This is a genomic window from Actinomadura coerulea (assembly GCF_014208105.1).
GTDB classification, from domain to species: domain Bacteria; phylum Actinomycetota; class Actinomycetes; order Streptosporangiales; family Streptosporangiaceae; genus Spirillospora; species Spirillospora coerulea.
Map to the genome: position 1 here is coordinate 7,925,655 of NZ_JACHMQ010000001.1, position 15,399 is coordinate 7,941,053.

Here is a 15,399-nt window from a genome sequence, read left to right on the forward strand (position 1 = left end):
CGGAGGGGTCATGACGAGCGTTCTCGCGCCGCCGCCGCGGGGCAGCGACCTGAAACCGGTGCCCGGCGTGCCCGGCGTCCCCTACATCGGCAGCACGCTCGCGGTGATGCGCGACCCGATCGGGATGGCCCGCAAGCGCTACGCCGAGTACGGCCCGGTCGCCTGGGGGTGGCTGCTCGGCCAGCGGATGGTCACCGTCCACGGCCCCGAGGCCGCCGAGGTCGTCCTGGTCAACCGGGACAAGGCGTTCGCGAACGGGCCCGCGTGGAGCTACTTCATCGGCCCGTTCTTCAACCGCGGCATCATGCTCCTGGACTTCGAGGAGCACCTGCACCACCGCCGCATCATGCAGCAGGCGTTCACCCGCCCCCGGCTGCATTCCTACATGGACGCGATGGCCCCCGGCATCGTCAGGGGCGTGGAGTCGTGGGAGCCCGGGCAGGGCTTCAAGGTCTACGACCACATCAAGAAGCTCACGCTCGACCTCGCGGTGGACGTCTTCATGGGCGTCGAACTCGACGACGCCGAGCGCGCGCGGGTCAACGGCGCGTTCATCGACGCCGTCCGGGCGGGGACGGCCTACGTCCGCTTCCCCGTCCCCGGGCTGCGCTGGCACAAGGGCCTCCAGGCCCGCAAGGTGCTGGAGGAGTTCTTCCGCCGGCACCTGCCCGCCAAGCGCGAGGGCGACGGGAGCGACCTGTTCTCGGCGCTCTGCCAGGCCGAGACCGACGACGGCGAGCGGTTCACCGACGAGGACGTCGTCAACCACATGATCTTCGCGCTGATGGCGGCGCACGACACCACCACCATCACGCTCACGACGATGGCCTACTACCTGGCCAAGTACCCCGAGTGGCAGGAGCGGCTCCGCGAGCGGTCCCTCGGGCTCGGCAAGGAGCGCCCCGGCTTCGACGACCTGGACGCCTTCACCGGCATCGACATGGTGATGAAGGAGTCGATGCGGATGGTCACGCCCGTCCCGGCGCTGCCGCGCAAGGTCGTCAAGGACACCTCCATCCTCGGCTTCCACGTCCCCGCCGGGACGACAGTCGTGGTGCCGATGCTCAGCAACCACCACATGGCCGACTGGTGGACCGATCCCGACGAGTTCGACCCCGGGCGGTTCTCCCCGGAGCGCCGCGAGGACAAGGTCCACAAGTACGCCTGGGCGCCGTTCGGCGGCGGCGCGCACAAGTGCATCGGGCTGCACTTCGCCGGGATGCAGGTCAAGACGATCCTGCACCAGATGCTCCTGCGGTACCGCTGGAGCGTGCCCGCGCGGTACGAATGGCCCCTCGACACCACGTCCCTTCCCTCGCCGAAGGACGGGCTTCCCGTCCGCCTCGACCGACTGGAGCAGTGAACATGAGCAAGGTCGTCGCCATCACCGGGGCCGCGCGGGGGATCGGCCTCGCCACCGCCCGCGCCCTCAAGGCCAGGGGCGCCACCGTCGTCATCGGCGACATCGACGAGACCGCCGTCAAGGAGGCCGCCGAGTCGCTCGGCGTCACCGGCCTCGCCCTGGACGTCACGTCCCGCGAGTCGTTCGCCGCCTTCCTCGACAAGGCCGAGGAGGCCGCCGGGCCCCTCGACGTCGTCGTCAACAACGCGGGGATCATGCCGATCGGGCCGGTCACCGACGAGAGCGACGCCGACGCCCGCCGCTGCATCGACATCAACGTGCACGGCGTGATGCTCGGCACCAAGCTCGCGCTCGACCGGATGCTGCCGCGCGGCCGGGGCCACGTCATCAACATCGCCTCGCTCGCCGGCGTGATGTTCACCCCCGGCCTCGCGCTCTACAACGCCAGCAAGGCCGCCGTCGTCGGGTTCACCGAGGCGACCCGGCTGGAGGTGCTGGACCGCGGCGTGCACGTCAGCGCCGTCCTGCCCACCTTCACCAACACCGAGCTGACCGCCGGGACGCGCAGCCCGAAGGGGCAGAAGAACTGCGAGCCCGAGGACATCGCCGCCGCGGTCGTCGAGCTGGTCGGCCGGCCGCGCCCGCAGGTCGCCGTGCCGAAGAAGCTGGGCACGCAGGTCCGCCTGGGCGCCCTGCTGCCCGAGCGGGTCCGCCAGGCGACCTCCCGCCGCCTGGGCCTGGACAAGATCTTCCTGGACTACGACGAGGAGGCCCGCAAGACCTACAACGAGAGAATCCGCTCCTAACCCCGTCGTCGCCCCCGTCGACTTGCGGCGTGTTGCCCTTAAGCGAGCGCCGATAAGGGCAACACGCCGCAAGTCAACGCGGCTGGCGGGCCCGGCGGAAGGCGCGGCGGGCCTGCGGCAGGTAGCGGACGGCCTCGGGCAGCAGCGGCCACACCCGCCCCGCCGCGCGGACGGCCGCCGCGAACCGCCGGTGCCGGCGCTCGTCGGCGGCGCTCCACGGCAGGTCGAGCAGCTCGCGCATGCGCGGGTGCATCCCGCCGACCGTGACGAACCGGGCGACCGCGTTCAGCGGCGGCGACACCGCCCGCCACACCCGCGCCGGCACCCTCGGCGGCGCGGGCAGCCCCTTGGTCACGTAGCCGACGCCGTAGCGGGCGGTCCTGTGCGCGACGATCTCCTCGTCCAGCATCCGCCTCCAGTACGCCTGGAACGCCTCCCAGTCGTCCGGCATGGCCCGGTCGCTGACCCCGTACATCCGGAACCAGGTCTTGGACTCCTCGTAGATCCGGCGCTTCTCGTCCTCGCCGAGCGGCCGGATGAAGGTCTCGACGCCGTAGAGCATGGTGTCGAGGAAGGTCGCGTGGGCCCAGTAGTAGGTCTCGGGATCGAGCGCGTGGTAGCGGGACCCGTCCGGCATGGTGCCCTTGATCTCGACGTGGTAGTCGCGGACCCTGCGGCCCGTGGCGGCGGACCGCTCCCCGCCGTACACCGTGTCCAGGATCGGGCCGGCGGACCGCTTCACCCGCGCGAACGTCTCGGTGAAGAACACCGAGTGGTCCAGGACGCCCTGGCCGAGCGCGGGGAGCATGTTCTGCAGCACGCCCGCCCGGGGGCCGACGAGGAGCATCCGGGTGTCGCCGAAGTACCGCCAGGTCAGCGAGCCGGGCCCGAGGGGGGCCGGGGTCCGCGCGTCGGCCTCGTCCGTCATGTGCACCGCCGGGGGTCGGAACAGAACTACAGAACGACGATAATTGTAACTGTGTCGCATCCGATGGCGGGATGCCGCACGCCCGGCGGCTAGGGTGCGGTCATGACCACGGACGCGACCACCACGCACGGGCTGCGTGACCGGCTGGCGGCGCCGGACGCCGGCGCCGACGACCTCGACACCCGCATCCTGGACGCCGCGCTCGCGGAGTTCGAGACCTACGGGCTGCGCCGGGTCAGCGTCGAGGACGTCGCCAAGCGGGCCGCGGTCGCGCGCACCACCATCTACCGGCGGTTCACCAACAAGGAGCAACTGGTCCAGGCCGTGATCCTGCGGGAGTGCCGCCGCTTCCTCACCGCGATCGCCGAGGCCACCGAAGACCTCGCCACCCCGGAGGACGCCGTCGTCGAGGGCTTCGTGGTCGGCCTGCGCAACGCCCGCACCCACCCGCTCATGACGCGCGTCCTGCAGAGCGAGCCCGAGGCGTTCCTGCCGCAGCTCAGCATGAACGGCGGCGCCGTCATGCTCGCCGCCCGCGACATCCTCGCCGACCGCCTGCGCCGGGCCCGCCCCGGCGGCGCCGAGGACCACGACACCGTGGCCGAGGTGCTGCTGCGGGTCGCGATCTCCCTGCTCCTCGTCCCCGGCGGCGGCCTCACCCTCGACGACGAGAACGCCACCCGGACCTTCGCCCGCAACTACCTGACGTGTCTACTGCAGTGCTCTCCTCCTTCGGGCCTTTGAGGCCCTCCGTCGTCGGGCACTGCGGCGATCGCCGGCATCGCTGCTGTGTCTATTGCAGTGCCCTCCTCCTTCGGGCCTTAGCGGCCCTCCGTCGTCGGGCACTGCGGCGATCGCCGGCATCGCTCCGGCTCGCCTTGCGGCTCGCTGCGCGATCAGGTTCTTGCTCCGCTCGAAACTGCCTTCGGACGCGATCGCGACCATCCAGGTTGTTGCGTGGTCGCGGTGTTGGCTGAGGTCGTTGGCGTAGGCTCTGGCTGTCGAATTTGGTTCTAGAACCGGAGGCGCGCCATGGCGGCGGTCGTACAGACGTCCTACGGGAAGGTCCGGGGCGCGGAACGGGACGGCGTGACCGCCTTCCTCGGGATTCCCTACGCCGCGCCGCCGTTCGGGGCCGACCGGTTCCAGGCGCCGCGCCCGCCCGAGCCTTGGGACGGTGTCCGCGACGCCGTCGAGTACGGGCCGACCGCGCCCAAGCCCGGCTACCCCCGGGTGTTCGCCGCGCTCCTGCCCGATCCCGCCATCCCGGGCGACGACTGCCTCAACCTGAACGTGTGGACCCCCCGGCTCCCGGACGGCGAGGCGGGCCTCCCGGTGATGGTGTGGATCCACGGCGGTGCCTTCCGGAACGGATCGGGGGCGGTGCCCGTCTACGACGGGCGCAACTTCGCCCGCGACGGCGTCGTCTGCGTGACGATCAACTACCGGCTCGGCGTCGAGGGCTTCGCGCTCCTGCCCGGCGCCCCGCCCAACCGCGGGCTGCTCGACCAGATCGCCGCCCTGGAGTGGGTCCGCGACAACATCGCCGCGTTCGGCGGGGACCCCGCCCGGGTCACGGTGTTCGGCGAGTCGGCGGGAGCGATGAGCGTCACCACCCTGCTCTCCCTCGACCTCGGGCTCTTCCACCGGGCCGTCGCGCAGAGCGGCGCGGGCGGCATCGCCCAGGACCCGGCCGACGCCCTGCTCGTCACCAAGGAGATGGCGTCCCGGCTCGGTGTCGAGCCCACCGCCGAGGCGTTCGCCCGGCTCGACCCGGCCGCGGTCATCCCCGTGCAGAACGCCGTCGCCACCGAGGTCGCGGCGCTGCCCGACCCCGCCCGCTGGGGCGCCACCACCGCCGCGGGCGGCATGGCGCTCACGCCCGTCCTGGACGGCGAGCTGATCACCCGGCGCCCCGAGGACGCCATCGCCGCCGGCGCCGGGCGGGACGTGGACCTGCTCATCGGGTACACCACCGAGGAGTTCCGGCTCTTCCTGATGCCTACCGGGGTCGCCTCCGGCCTCAACGACGAGCTGGTCGGCGCGGTCGCCGCGGGCATGGGCGTCCCGCCGGGCCTGCCCGCCGCCTACCGCGCCCACCATCCGGACATGGCGTCCGGCGAGCTGCTCGCGGCGATCATCACCGACAGCCTGTTCCGCATCCCCGCCCACCGCGCCGCCGCCGGGCACGCCGGCTCGGGCGGGCGCACCTGGATGTACGAGTTCGCGTGGCGGTCGCCCAACCAGGACCTCGGCGCCTGCCACGCCCTGGAGCTCGGCTTCGTGTTCGACAACCTCACCGGCGAGGAGGAGGGCCTCACCGGGCCGAACCCGCCGCAGGGCCTCGCCGACCGCATGCACCGCGCCTGGACCCGCTTCGCCGCCACCGGCGACCCCGGCTGGGAGCGCTTCGACCCGTCGAGCCGCGCCGTGATGGTCTTCGACGGCCCCGCCGACACACTCGTCCACGACCCCCACGCCCGCGACCGCAGGCTCTGGGACTAGAGGAGTTCGTCCACTACGTGTTCCGCGATTGCCAGGGAGGATGTCGCGGCGGGGGAGGGGGCGTTGCGGATGGTGGTGATCGGGCCCAGGCGGCCGATGCGGAAGTCGTCCACGAGCGTGCCGTCCGGGTCGACCGCCTGGGCGCGGACGCCGGCGGGCGCCGGGACGACGTCGGCCGTGGTGAGTTCGGGGACGAAGCGGCGCGCCTCGGCGACGAACGCCCGCGTGAGCCCCGAGCCGTACAGCTCGCGCGCGCCCGTCCGCCAGTGCCGCCGCGCCAGACGGCGGAAGCCGGGCCAGCGGACCGCCTCCCAGAGGTCCGCGGGACGGACGTCGCGCCGCCGGTAGCCCTCCCTGGCGAGGGCGAGGACGGCGTTCGGGCCGACGTCCACACCGCCGTCCACGCGCCGGGTGAAGTGGACGCCGAGGAACGGGTAGCGCGGGTCGGGCACGGGATAGATGAGGCCGCGCACGAGATCCGTCCGGGACGGGACGAGCCGGTAGTACTCGCCGCGGAACGGGACGATCGCCGGGGCGGGGGAGTCGCCCGCCAGCCGCGCCACCCGGTCGGACTGGAGGCCGGCGCAGACCACCAGCCGGTCGAAGGCCAGCTCCTCGTGCGGGGAGGCGACCGTGACGCGGTCGCCCGCCCGGCCGATCCGCACGACCTCGAAGCCGAGCCTGACCTCGCCGCCGCCCGCGGCGACGTCCGCCGCGAACGCGCGGGCCACCGCCGGGAAGTCGACGATCGCCGTGGTGGGGGAGTGCAGGGCCGCGACGCCCGCCGCGTGCGGCTCGATCTCGGTCAGCTCGCCGCGGGTCAGCCGCCGCAGCCCGGGGACGCCGTTGGCCGTGGCGCGGCGCTCGATCTCCTCCAGGGCGGCCGTCTCCGCGGCGTCGCGGGCGACGACGAGCTTGCCGCACTCCTCGTACGGCAGGTTCCGGTCCGTGCAGAACTCCTTGAGCAGGCCGATGCCGCGCCTGCACAGAGTCGCCTTCAGGGACCCCGGCGCGTAGTAGAGGCCCGCGTGGGCGACGCCGCTGTTGTGGCCCGTCTGGTGGGCCGCGACACGGTCTTCCTTGTCCAGGACCGTCACCTTCAGCCCCGGACGTTCCAGCGTCAGCCCGCGCGCGATCGCCAGCCCGACGATGCCCGCGCCGACGACGCCGACCCGTGTCTCCGCCACACCCGCACCCTAGCGGGGGCGGGGCTCACCGCTCGCGCGGCGTCAGCTCCCGATGCGCTTGCGCCCCTGCGCCCGCACCCGCTTGCGCTGGGACGGGTCGAGCATCATGTACGCGGCGAACGGCAGGCCGACGGCGCCGAGGATGATCAGTGCGCTCAGCCACCACGGGAAGACGAACAGGGTCAGGAAGCCGACGACGACTCCGCCGATCGCTACTTTGGTCTGGGTCGACATCTCGTACCTCCGTTGACGGACCGCCCACTTGTAGAACGGCCGTCGGGCGACCGCTGTTCCACGATATGTCGCGAGTCGGCCCGAGCGCCATGGCGGAAGCGCCCCGGTCAGGCACGTGCCGGTCAGATGCGCAGGGACAGCTGGCCGCCGCCGAGGGTGCGGAGGACCTCCGCGTGCAGCTTGCCGTTGGTGCACACGACGCTGCCGCCGTCCGGGCCGGGCACGCCGGACAGGTCGGTGAACATGCCTCCCGCCTCCTCCACGATGACCTGGAGGGCGGCGAGGTCCCACAGGGACACCTCGGGTTCGGTGGAGATGTCGACCGCGCCCTCGGCGACCATCATGTGCGACCAGAAGTCGCCGAACGCCCGCGTCCGCCACACCGAGCGGGTCAGTTCGAGGAAGCGGGGCAGCCGGTCCTGCTCCTCCCAGCCGCTCAGGCTGGAGAAGGAAAGGGACGCGTCGGACAGGTCGCCCACCGACGAGACGCTCATGCGGGACGCGCGGGTGAGGCTGCGGCCCGTCCAGGCGCCGCCGCCCCGGGCCGCCCACCAGCGGCGGTTCAGCGCGGGCGCCGACACCACCCCGACGACGATCTCGTCGTTCTCCATCAGGGCGATCAGGGTGGCCCACACCGGGACGCCGCGTACGAAGTTCTTCGTCGCGTCGATCGGGTCGATGATCCAGCAGCGGTTGCCGTACCCGGTCCTGCCGTACTCCTCGCCGAGCACCGCGTCGCGCGGACGGGCCCGCTTCAGCGTGCCGCGGATCTGCTCCTCCACGCTGCGGTCGGCGTCGCTGACCGGCGTCAGGTCCGGCTTGGTCTCGACGTCGAGGTCGAGGGCGCGGAAACGCTTGGTCGTGATGTCGTCGGCCCCGTCCGCCAGCACATGCGCGAGACGCAGGTCATCGGAATAGCCCGCCACGGCGAGCCACGCTACCCTGATCACCGCCCGTCCCGACACACGTACCCGGGCCGTTCCGGCGTTTCCGGCGTTTCCGGCGTTTCGGGCGGCCGGGTACCGGCGCGCCGGGCGCGATGTCCCGCTTCCGGGCGCGGGTGGTGGCAGCATGGGGGCCATGGCGCACGATCTCCCCGAGTGGGTGGCCGAGCTGACCGATCCACGCCGGGCAGAGACGCTCGACGAGCTCGCCGACCGCCTCGTCCCCCTGGCCGAGCACGCCATCGACGTCTCCCGTCGATTGCAGGCGCAGCTCAACGAGCTCAACGACCCGTTCAAGCGCGAGGCGCTGTACGGGCGGGTGGAGCGCCTCAAGGCCCGCGTGGGCGAGGCCATGGAGGAGATCACCGCGGAGATCGCCGCGTCCGGGGAGGAGCGCATCGAGCGGGTCTTCGCCGACTGGACCGACCGCGCGGGCCCCGCCGGCGACGGCGCCCGCGGGCGGGAGATGCGGCGCCGGCTCGACCGCGACGTCGTCCCGGCGCTGTCCAGGCAGCAGCGGGACGTCGCCGAGCGTGTGGCCGAGCGCACCTCCAAGGCCCTGGAGGAGGCGACGCAGCTCCTGCTCACCCGGGTCGAGGAGCTGGCCAAGGCGGTCACCGACCTGATCCACGACGTGCTCCCGCTGGCCCGCGAGGGGCTGACGCTCGCCAGCCGGATCTCGGCCCTGTCCGGCCACGCCCGCAAGTCGGGCCGGGGCCCGGTCCCGGCCGAGCTGAAGGACGCCGGGGCCGAGACGTCCCGGGCGTTCGACGAGGCCGTCGCGCGGCTGGAGCTGGAGTGGTCGGCGCTCGGCGCCCGGTCCGCGACCGTCCGGGCGGCGCTGCGGGGCGCGGAGGAGGCCGCGTTCAGCCAGGTCACCGAGGAGATGACCCGGTGCGTGGAGGATCTCGCGCCCCGGCACGTGCAGGCGCTGAACGAGGCCGAGGCCAAGGCGCGCAGCCTGTTCGAGGAGTCGCGGGGCTAGACGGCCTGCGGGAAGCGGAACAGCCGTCCGGGGTCGTGCGCGGCCTTCACCTTCCTGAGCCGGTCCAGGTTGGGGCCGTAGTAGGCGTGGGCCCAGTCCTTCAGGCCGGCGTCGGTGTAGTTCACGTAGGCGGCGCCTCCCAGGTGGGGCTCCATCGCGGCGTGCGTCGCCGACAGCCAGGGGTCGTCAGGCGCGAGGTACTGGACGCAGAACAGCCCGCCGCGGTGCGGGAAGGCGGTGTCGCCCGGCCCGACGCGCGCGATCGCGGCACCCATCGCGTCCATGAGGACCGACCGGTTCCGGACGTCGTTGCCCTTGTCGAACCGGTCGAGCAGAGCGCTGATCGCGTCGTCGGGCAGCGGCCTGTAGGCGATGTGCGACTTCCCCGAGTACTCGGTGCGGGGGAAGGCGCCGCCGGGCCGCTGCCCCGGCAGGGAGCCCCGCCCGTGGCACCGCTCGATCGACTGCCCGGCGCAGCCGCCCATGAACTTCATCGCGTCCATGTAGGACCGGCTCTGGGCGGCGGTCGAGGAGGGATCCGCGCCGACCGCGGCCGTCAGGCGCTCCATGTGGCCGTCGGCGCCGGCGAGCGCCAGGCCCGTCACCTCGATGACGGGAGACCCCTGATCGGGGCCGGTGTCGAGGTGCAGGCTCGTCCAGACCTCGCCGGGCGCCGCCGGTGCCCAGCGCTGCCAGCCGCGCACCACGCTCGCCGCCTTCCGCCAGGGCCAGCGCATGCTGAACGGCGTCACGTCGCCGACCTCGTGCGTCCGGAACGTGAAAGACACCGCCACGCCGAAGTTGCCGCCGCCTCCGCCCCGGCACGCCCAGAACAAATCCGGGTTCCGCTGCGCGTCGCAGGTCAGGACCCGCCCGTCCGCCGTGACTATCTGGACCGCATCCAGGGTGTCGCACGACAGCCCGTAAGCGCGGGACGCCACGCCCAGCCCGCCGCCCAGCGTCAGCCCCGCAACGCCGACCGTGGGGCAGGTTCCGGACGGGACGCTCACACCGTCGCCGGCGAGCCCGTCGTAGAGGTCGATCAGCCTGGTGCCGGCCCCGACGGCCGCGCGGTCGCCGTCGCGCTTCACGGCGTCCATGGGGGAGACGTCGATCACGAGGCCGGGACCCGTCGACCAGCCCGCGTAGCTGTGCCCGCCGCACCGCACCGCCACGGGCATCCGCTTCACCGTGGCGAACGCCACGCATTCCGCGACGTCCTGCGGGGTCTCGCAGTACGCGACGCCCGCCGGGCGGACACGGTCGTAACGCGGGATGTAGAGGCGCCTCGCCTCCTTGTAGGACGCGTCGGACGGGCGGACCAGCCTTCCGTCCAGGCCGCGTTCCAGGGCGTTCCAGTCGGCGGGCCCGGTCGGCTTCGGCGGGGCGGGCCGACCCCTCCGCGGCGGCGTCCGCTCCGCCGAGCACCCGGCGGCGCCGAGGCCGCCGAGTCCGCCGAGGGCCGCCGCCTTGAGCATCGCTCGCCGCTCCATGCCGCCATTGTCGCGCTTGATCATCCTTTGCCGGGCGGGAACCGCGGCGGCGCGGCTACTCGGGCTCGCCCTCGCGGGCGGCGAGGAGGCGGCGCAGGGAGTCCAGGCGCGCCCGGCTGGCGTGGCCCTCCTCGACCCAGCCGTCCAGGCCGCAGTCGTCCTGGAGGTGGTCGCAGCGGGGCGGGCAGCGCTCGGCGGCGCCCTCGGCGAGGTCGTCGAACGCGCCGAGCACGTTCTCTGGTTCGACGTGCGCGAGGCCGAAGCTGCGCACGCCCGGGGTGTCGATGATCCAGCCGTCGCCGCCGGGCAGCTCCAGCGCGAGCGCCGAGGAGGAGGTGTGGCGGCCCCGGCCGGTGACGGCGTTGACGTGGCTCACCGCGCGTTCGGCGTCCGGGACGAGGGCGTTCACCAGTGTCGACTTGCCGACGCCGGAGTGGCCGACGAGCACGCTGGTGCGGCCGGTGAGGCGGCCGCGCAGCTCGCCGAGGTCGCCGCCGCGCTCGGTCACGACGTAGGGGACGCCGAGCGGCGCGTACTCGGCGACCAGGGCGTCGGGGGAGGCGAGGTCGGCCTTGGTGAGGCAGAGCAGGGGGTCCATGCCGGCGTCGTAGGCGGCGACGAGCTGCCGGTCGATCATGCGGGGGCGCGGCTCGGGGTCGGCCAGCGCCGTCACGATGACCAGGCTGTCGGCGTTCGCGACGATGATCCGCTCGAACGGGTCGGTGTCGTCGGCGGTGCGGCGCAGCGCCGAGGTGCGCGGCTCGACCCGGACGATCCGGGCCAGGGTGTCCTGCGCGCCGGTGACGTCCCCGACCAGCGCGACGCGGTCGCCCACGACGACGCCCTTGCGGCCGAGCTCGCGGGCCCGCATGGCGGTGACGGCGCGCTCGTCGCCCGTGCCGGGGTCGGCCAGGCACCGGTAACGGCCGCGGTCCACGGCCGTCACGAGCCCGGGAGAGGCGTCCTCGTGCGCGGGACGGCGGCGGGTGCGCGGCCGCGACCCGCGGCGCCCGGGCCGCACCCGGACGTCGTCCTCGTCGTAGTCGTGTTTCCGTGCCAGTGGTCCGTTCCCTGCTGTCAGGCGGACGCCAGCATCGACGTCCACTGCCGGGTGAAGTCCGGAAGAGTCTTGCCGACGGTGCCCGGATTCTCCACTTCGATGCCGGGAACGGCCAATCCGAGCAGGGCCGCCGCCATCACCATCCGGTGGTCGTCGTAGGTGCGGAAGACGCCGCCGCGCAGCGGGCGCGGGCGGATCTCCAGCCCGTCGGGCAGCTCCCGGACGTCGCCGCCCAGCCCGTTGATCTCGGCGACCAGCGCGGCGAGCCGGTCGGTCTCGTGGCCGCGCAGGTGCGCGATGCCCGTCAGCCGGGACGGCGAACCGGCCAGCGCCGCGAGGGCCGCGAGCACCGGCGTCAGCTCGCCGACCTCGTGCAGGTCGGCGTCCAGGCCGCCGAACCCGTCCCCGCCGCGCACGGTCAGCCCGCCGGGCCCGCGCGTCACCTCGGCGCCCATCGCGGCGAGCAGCCCGCGCAGCGCGTCGCCGGGCTGGGTGGTCTCGGCCGGCCAGTCCGGGACGGTGACGCGGCCCCCGGTGACCAGCGCCGCGCCGAGGAACTGCGCCGCGTTCGACAGGTCCGGCTCGATCACCACCTCGCCGCCGCGCAGCGGACCGGGCGCCACGCGCCAGACGTTGTGCCGCGCCTCGACCTCGGCGCCCGCCGCGCGCAGCATCTGGACGGTCATCGCCAGGTGCGGCGCCGACGGAACCGGCGGCCCCTCGTGCCTGACCTCCACGCCCTTGTCGAACCGCGGCGCGGCCAGCAGCAGCCCCGACACCAGCTGGGACGACGCCGACGCGTCGATCGTCACCCCGCCTCCGGCCACCGAGCCCGAGCCCCGGACGGTGAACGGGAGCGCGTCGCGCCCGCCGTCGTCGATCTCGGCGCCGAGGGCCCGCAGCGCCGTGATGATGGGGCCCATCGGCCGCTCGCGGGCGCGCGGGTCGCCGTCGACGAACACCTCGCCGGACGCCAGGGCGGCGACCGGCGGCAGGAACCGCATGACCGTCCCCGCCAGCCCGACGTCGACGCGCGCCGGGCCTTCCAGGCGCCCCGGCCGCACCTGCCAGTCGGCGGAGTCCTCCCCGACGCCCGCGCCGAGCGCGCGGAGGGCGCCGGCCATCAGCTCGGTGTCGCGGCTGTGCAGGGGCCGGATGATGCGGGTGGGCGCCTCCGCGAGCGCGGCCAGGATCAGCGCCCGGTTGGTCATCGACTTCGATCCGGGCAGCGGCACGGTGGCGTCCACCGGGGCGTGGGCGACCGGGGCGGACCAGTGCGGAGAGGACATGCCCCAAGGTTATCGGGCCGCGTCCGGCGGCCGCCGGACGATCGGGACGCCTTCGGCGGTCGGACGGGATCGGAGGGGGCAGAAGAGGGTCAGAGGGTCAGAGGGGAATCGTCAGGAGCGTTCCGCCGCCGTCCAGGCGGACCTCGAAGTGGCCGATCTGCTGCCGGCTGAGCCCGGTCCCGCCCTGCATGACGAGGGGCTTGGGCTGTCCCGGGACGCCGTAGCCCTTGTCCGGGACGCTCCACCCGGCGACGACGCTGCGCTCACCGGTCCGCGACACCGCCTCCAGATGGCACTTCAGCGGCCCGCGGATGCCGCGCAGCTCCAGCCCGACCTGCGTGCCCCACCCCTTGTCGACCAGCGCCACCGTGCCGGACGCGCCCGTGCTCGCGTTCGCCGCGTGGAACCTGTCGCCGGTGAGGGCCTGCGTCGCGGGGGGCTTCGGAGCCGGGGCCTCGTCGTTCACGGCCGCGCCGATGCCGATGCCCGCCGCCAGCGCCGCCGCCGCGGCGGCCGTGCCCGCGAGGTAGGCGCCGCGCCGGAACCGCTGGTCGGCCCGCCGCCTGCGCCGCATCATGTCGATCACCGGCGCCGGGGGCGCGGACGGATCGCCGGCGCCCTCCCACCCGGCCCCGTGCGTGACCGGCCCCGCCGCGGGCGACAGGCCGGCCAGGGCGCCGGCCGCCCCGGACAGCTCCCTCAGCTCGGCCTGGCACGACCCGCACCCCAGCAGGTGCGCCTCGAACGCCAGCCGGTCGCCCTCCTCGAGAAGGCCCAGCGCGTAAGCGCCGACATCGGTGTGCTCGATCTGGGAACTCATGGCGTCACCCCCCTCTCCTCCAAGGCGACCCGCAAGGCGCGCAACGCGTAGTACACGCGGGACTTGACCGTCCCCACCGGGATGCCGAGGTACTCGGCGGCCTGGTTGACCGTCCGGTCGCGCAGCACCGTCTCCGTCAGCGCCTGCCGGTGCGCGGGCGAGAGCGACTCCAGCGCCTCGGTCACCACGACCTTGCGCAGCAGCGCGTCCATCTCGTCCGCCATCGGGAGGTTCTCCAGGGGCCCGTCGCCGACCTCCGGCGGCCTGACCTCGCGCTGCCGCCGGTTGTCGATCACGATACGCCGGGAGACCGTGGCCAGCCACGGCATCAGCGAGGTCGTCCGGTCGTCGAGCCGGTCCGCGCTGCGCCATGCCCGGATCATGGTCTCCTGCACCACGTCCTCGGCCCACGGGCGGTCGCCGCCCGTCAGCCGCAGGACGAACGCGAGGAGGGGCCGATGGTACTCGCGGTACAGCTCGGCGGCCATCTCCTCGGCGGAGGCGTCCTGCGCGGCCCGCGCCGCGCCGGGGCGGCGGAGCAGGCTCCGCAGGCCGCCGCCGGGGCGGCCGGTCGATCCGGGAACTGCCATGGCCGGGGCGTCTCCGTCATGCTGGATGGGCGGTCATCTGGCAGTACGGGACCGCCCCGGCCCATGGTTCAACGCCCTTGAGACTCTTTTAAGGTTCCCTTCGGGAAGTCAGCGTTTGAGGGCGTGCAGGGCCTTGCCCGTCTGCGCGGCGGTGCCCGCCTTGACCGTCCGGCCGGCCTTGGCGGCCTTCGCCGCCTGCGTCGCGGTCCCGGCCTTGACGGCCTGGCCCGCCCGCGCGGCCTTGCCCGGCTTGGACGCGCGGCCGAGCTTGAACGCGCTCCCCGCCGCCAAGGCGCCCTTGAGGGCGCCGCCCGCCCCGCCGCGCCTCCTGCCTCGGGCCTTGCCCGCCTTCCCGGCCGCCTTGCCGGCCTTCCCGGCCGCCTTGCCCGCCACGAGGGCGCCGCCCGCGCCCGCGCTCCTGAGGGCGCCGCCGGCCTTGCGGGCCGCCTTGCCGCCCGCCCGGCCGCCCGCCTTACCGGCCTTGAGCGCGCCGGCCGCCGCCCCCGCGGCCGTGGCCGTGCCGCCGGCCTTGCCGCTCGCCTTGCCCAGCCGGAACATGCCGCCGGACTTGGCGAGCTTGGCGCGCCCGGACGCCTTGGCGGCCTTGCGTCCGCCCTCGGCGCGCGCGACGCGCACCTGGCGGGACGCCTCCCGGCGCGCCTCCCGCAGCGTCGCGGCGGCCTCCCGGCGCATCGCCTTGGCCTCCGCGCCGCTCCTGATCTGCGTCTCCCGCACGGCGCGGCGCAGCTCGGCCGTGCGCGGCGCGCGGCGCGGCTCGGTCGCCACCATGAGCAGCGCGCCGAACATGCCGGCGTTCTTCAGCAGGTGGGAGCGCTCGTTCGCGCGGCGTTCGGGGTCTTCCTCGGTCCAGTAGCGGTGCTCGGTCGCCAGCGCGGGGACGAGCTGGGCGGCGAGCACCAGCGTCGTGAGCCGCCGGAACCTCCCGGTCAGCAGCAGCGCGCCGGTGCCGAGGCTGAGCGCGCCCTGCATGCGGACGAGGGTCTCGGGGTCCTTCGGCAGCCAGTCGATCCGGTCGGCGACCGGCTTGACGGCCGGGCCCACCCGCTCGGCGCGTTCGCGCGGGTCGCGGAGTGCCTCCAGGCCGGTCATGATGTACGGCGCCGCCACGAACGGGCGGGCCAGGGTCGTGAAGGGTCGCATAGCCCGCTACATGCCCAGCGCGCCGCGCCTCAAG

General features: G+C 74.1%; 15 protein-coding genes. 5 read left to right on the forward strand and 10 right to left on the reverse strand.

Annotated elements, in window-relative coordinates:
- The first annotated feature begins 10 nt into the window (after positions 1-10).
- Positions 11-1,363: a cytochrome P450 gene (locus BKA00_RS36805; RefSeq protein WP_185032982.1), complete on the forward strand. Its 1,353-nt coding sequence runs from the start codon at positions 11-13 to the stop codon at positions 1,361-1,363.
- 2 nt (positions 1,364-1,365) lie between these two features.
- On the forward strand, positions 1,366-2,169 hold the full coding sequence (locus BKA00_RS36810; RefSeq protein WP_185032984.1) for an SDR family oxidoreductase: 804 nt from the start codon (positions 1,366-1,368) through the stop codon (positions 2,167-2,169).
- Between the two features lie 73 nt (positions 2,170-2,242).
- On the opposite strand, the gene BKA00_RS36815 is transcribed toward BKA00_RS36810, so the two are convergent.
- On the reverse strand, positions 2,243-3,097 hold the full coding sequence (locus BKA00_RS36815) for an oxygenase MpaB family protein (RefSeq protein WP_185032986.1): 855 nt from the start codon (positions 3,095-3,097) through the stop codon (positions 2,243-2,245).
- 102 nt (positions 3,098-3,199) lie between these two features.
- Here BKA00_RS36815 and BKA00_RS36820 point away from each other — a divergent pair, with 102 nt between their 5' ends.
- Both BKA00_RS36820 and BKA00_RS36825 read left to right on the forward strand, forming a co-directional pair.
- A complete protein-coding gene (locus BKA00_RS36820; protein ID WP_185032988.1) occupies positions 3,200-3,841 on the forward strand; it encodes a TetR/AcrR family transcriptional regulator in 642 nt (213 codons plus the stop codon).
- A gap of 288 nt (positions 3,842-4,129) precedes the next feature.
- Complete coding sequence (locus BKA00_RS36825; RefSeq protein ID WP_185032990.1) at positions 4,130-5,602, forward strand: carboxylesterase/lipase family protein; 1,473 nt, start codon at positions 4,130-4,132, stop codon at positions 5,600-5,602.
- On the opposite strand, the gene lhgO is transcribed toward BKA00_RS36825, so the two are convergent.
- The 3 genes from lhgO to hisN form a co-directional block, all read right to left on the reverse strand.
- On the reverse strand, positions 5,599-6,789 hold the full coding sequence (gene lhgO, locus BKA00_RS36830) for an L-2-hydroxyglutarate oxidase (RefSeq protein WP_185032992.1): 1,191 nt from the start codon (positions 6,787-6,789) through the stop codon (positions 5,599-5,601). The genes BKA00_RS36825 and lhgO overlap by 4 nt on opposite strands.
- A gap of 42 nt (positions 6,790-6,831) precedes the next feature.
- Positions 6,832-7,023, reverse strand: coding sequence for a hypothetical protein (locus BKA00_RS36835; RefSeq protein ID WP_185032994.1), 192 nt, complete (start codon positions 7,021-7,023; stop codon positions 6,832-6,834).
- 122 nt (positions 7,024-7,145) lie between these two features.
- A complete protein-coding gene (gene hisN, locus BKA00_RS36840) occupies positions 7,146-7,949 on the reverse strand; it encodes a histidinol-phosphatase (protein ID WP_185032996.1) in 804 nt (267 codons plus the stop codon).
- Between the two features lie 154 nt (positions 7,950-8,103).
- On the opposite strand from hisN, the gene BKA00_RS36845 reads away from it, so the two are divergent.
- Positions 8,104-8,952: a hypothetical protein gene (locus tag BKA00_RS36845; protein WP_185032998.1), complete on the forward strand. Its 849-nt coding sequence runs from the start codon at positions 8,104-8,106 to the stop codon at positions 8,950-8,952.
- On the opposite strand, the gene BKA00_RS36850 is transcribed toward BKA00_RS36845, so the two are convergent.
- The 6 genes from BKA00_RS36850 to BKA00_RS38470 form a co-directional block, all read right to left on the reverse strand.
- On the reverse strand, positions 8,949-10,445 hold the full coding sequence (locus BKA00_RS36850; RefSeq protein ID WP_185033000.1) for an FAD-binding oxidoreductase: 1,497 nt from the start codon (positions 10,443-10,445) through the stop codon (positions 8,949-8,951). The two genes, BKA00_RS36845 and BKA00_RS36850, sit on opposite strands and share 4 nt — an antisense overlap.
- Before the next feature lie 55 nt (positions 10,446-10,500).
- Positions 10,501-11,505, reverse strand: coding sequence for a ribosome small subunit-dependent GTPase A (rsgA, locus tag BKA00_RS36855; RefSeq protein ID WP_185035325.1), 1,005 nt, complete (start codon positions 11,503-11,505; stop codon positions 10,501-10,503).
- Between the two features lie 17 nt (positions 11,506-11,522).
- Positions 11,523-12,794, reverse strand: coding sequence for a 3-phosphoshikimate 1-carboxyvinyltransferase (aroA, locus tag BKA00_RS36860; RefSeq protein WP_185033002.1), 1,272 nt, complete (start codon positions 12,792-12,794; stop codon positions 11,523-11,525).
- 97 nt (positions 12,795-12,891) lie between these two features.
- Positions 12,892-13,614, reverse strand: coding sequence for an anti-sigma factor family protein (locus BKA00_RS36865; RefSeq protein ID WP_185033004.1), 723 nt, complete (start codon positions 13,612-13,614; stop codon positions 12,892-12,894).
- A complete protein-coding gene (locus tag BKA00_RS36870) occupies positions 13,611-14,204 on the reverse strand; it encodes a sigma-70 family RNA polymerase sigma factor (RefSeq protein WP_476692264.1) in 594 nt (197 codons plus the stop codon). Before BKA00_RS36870 ends, BKA00_RS36865 begins: the two co-directional genes overlap by 4 nt.
- A 108-nt stretch (positions 14,205-14,312) precedes the next feature.
- Entirely contained in the window at positions 14,313-15,365 is a 1,053-nt protein-coding gene (locus tag BKA00_RS38470; RefSeq protein WP_221493444.1) for a DoxX family protein, read from the reverse strand.
- Between the last annotated feature and the right edge of the window lie 34 nt (positions 15,366-15,399).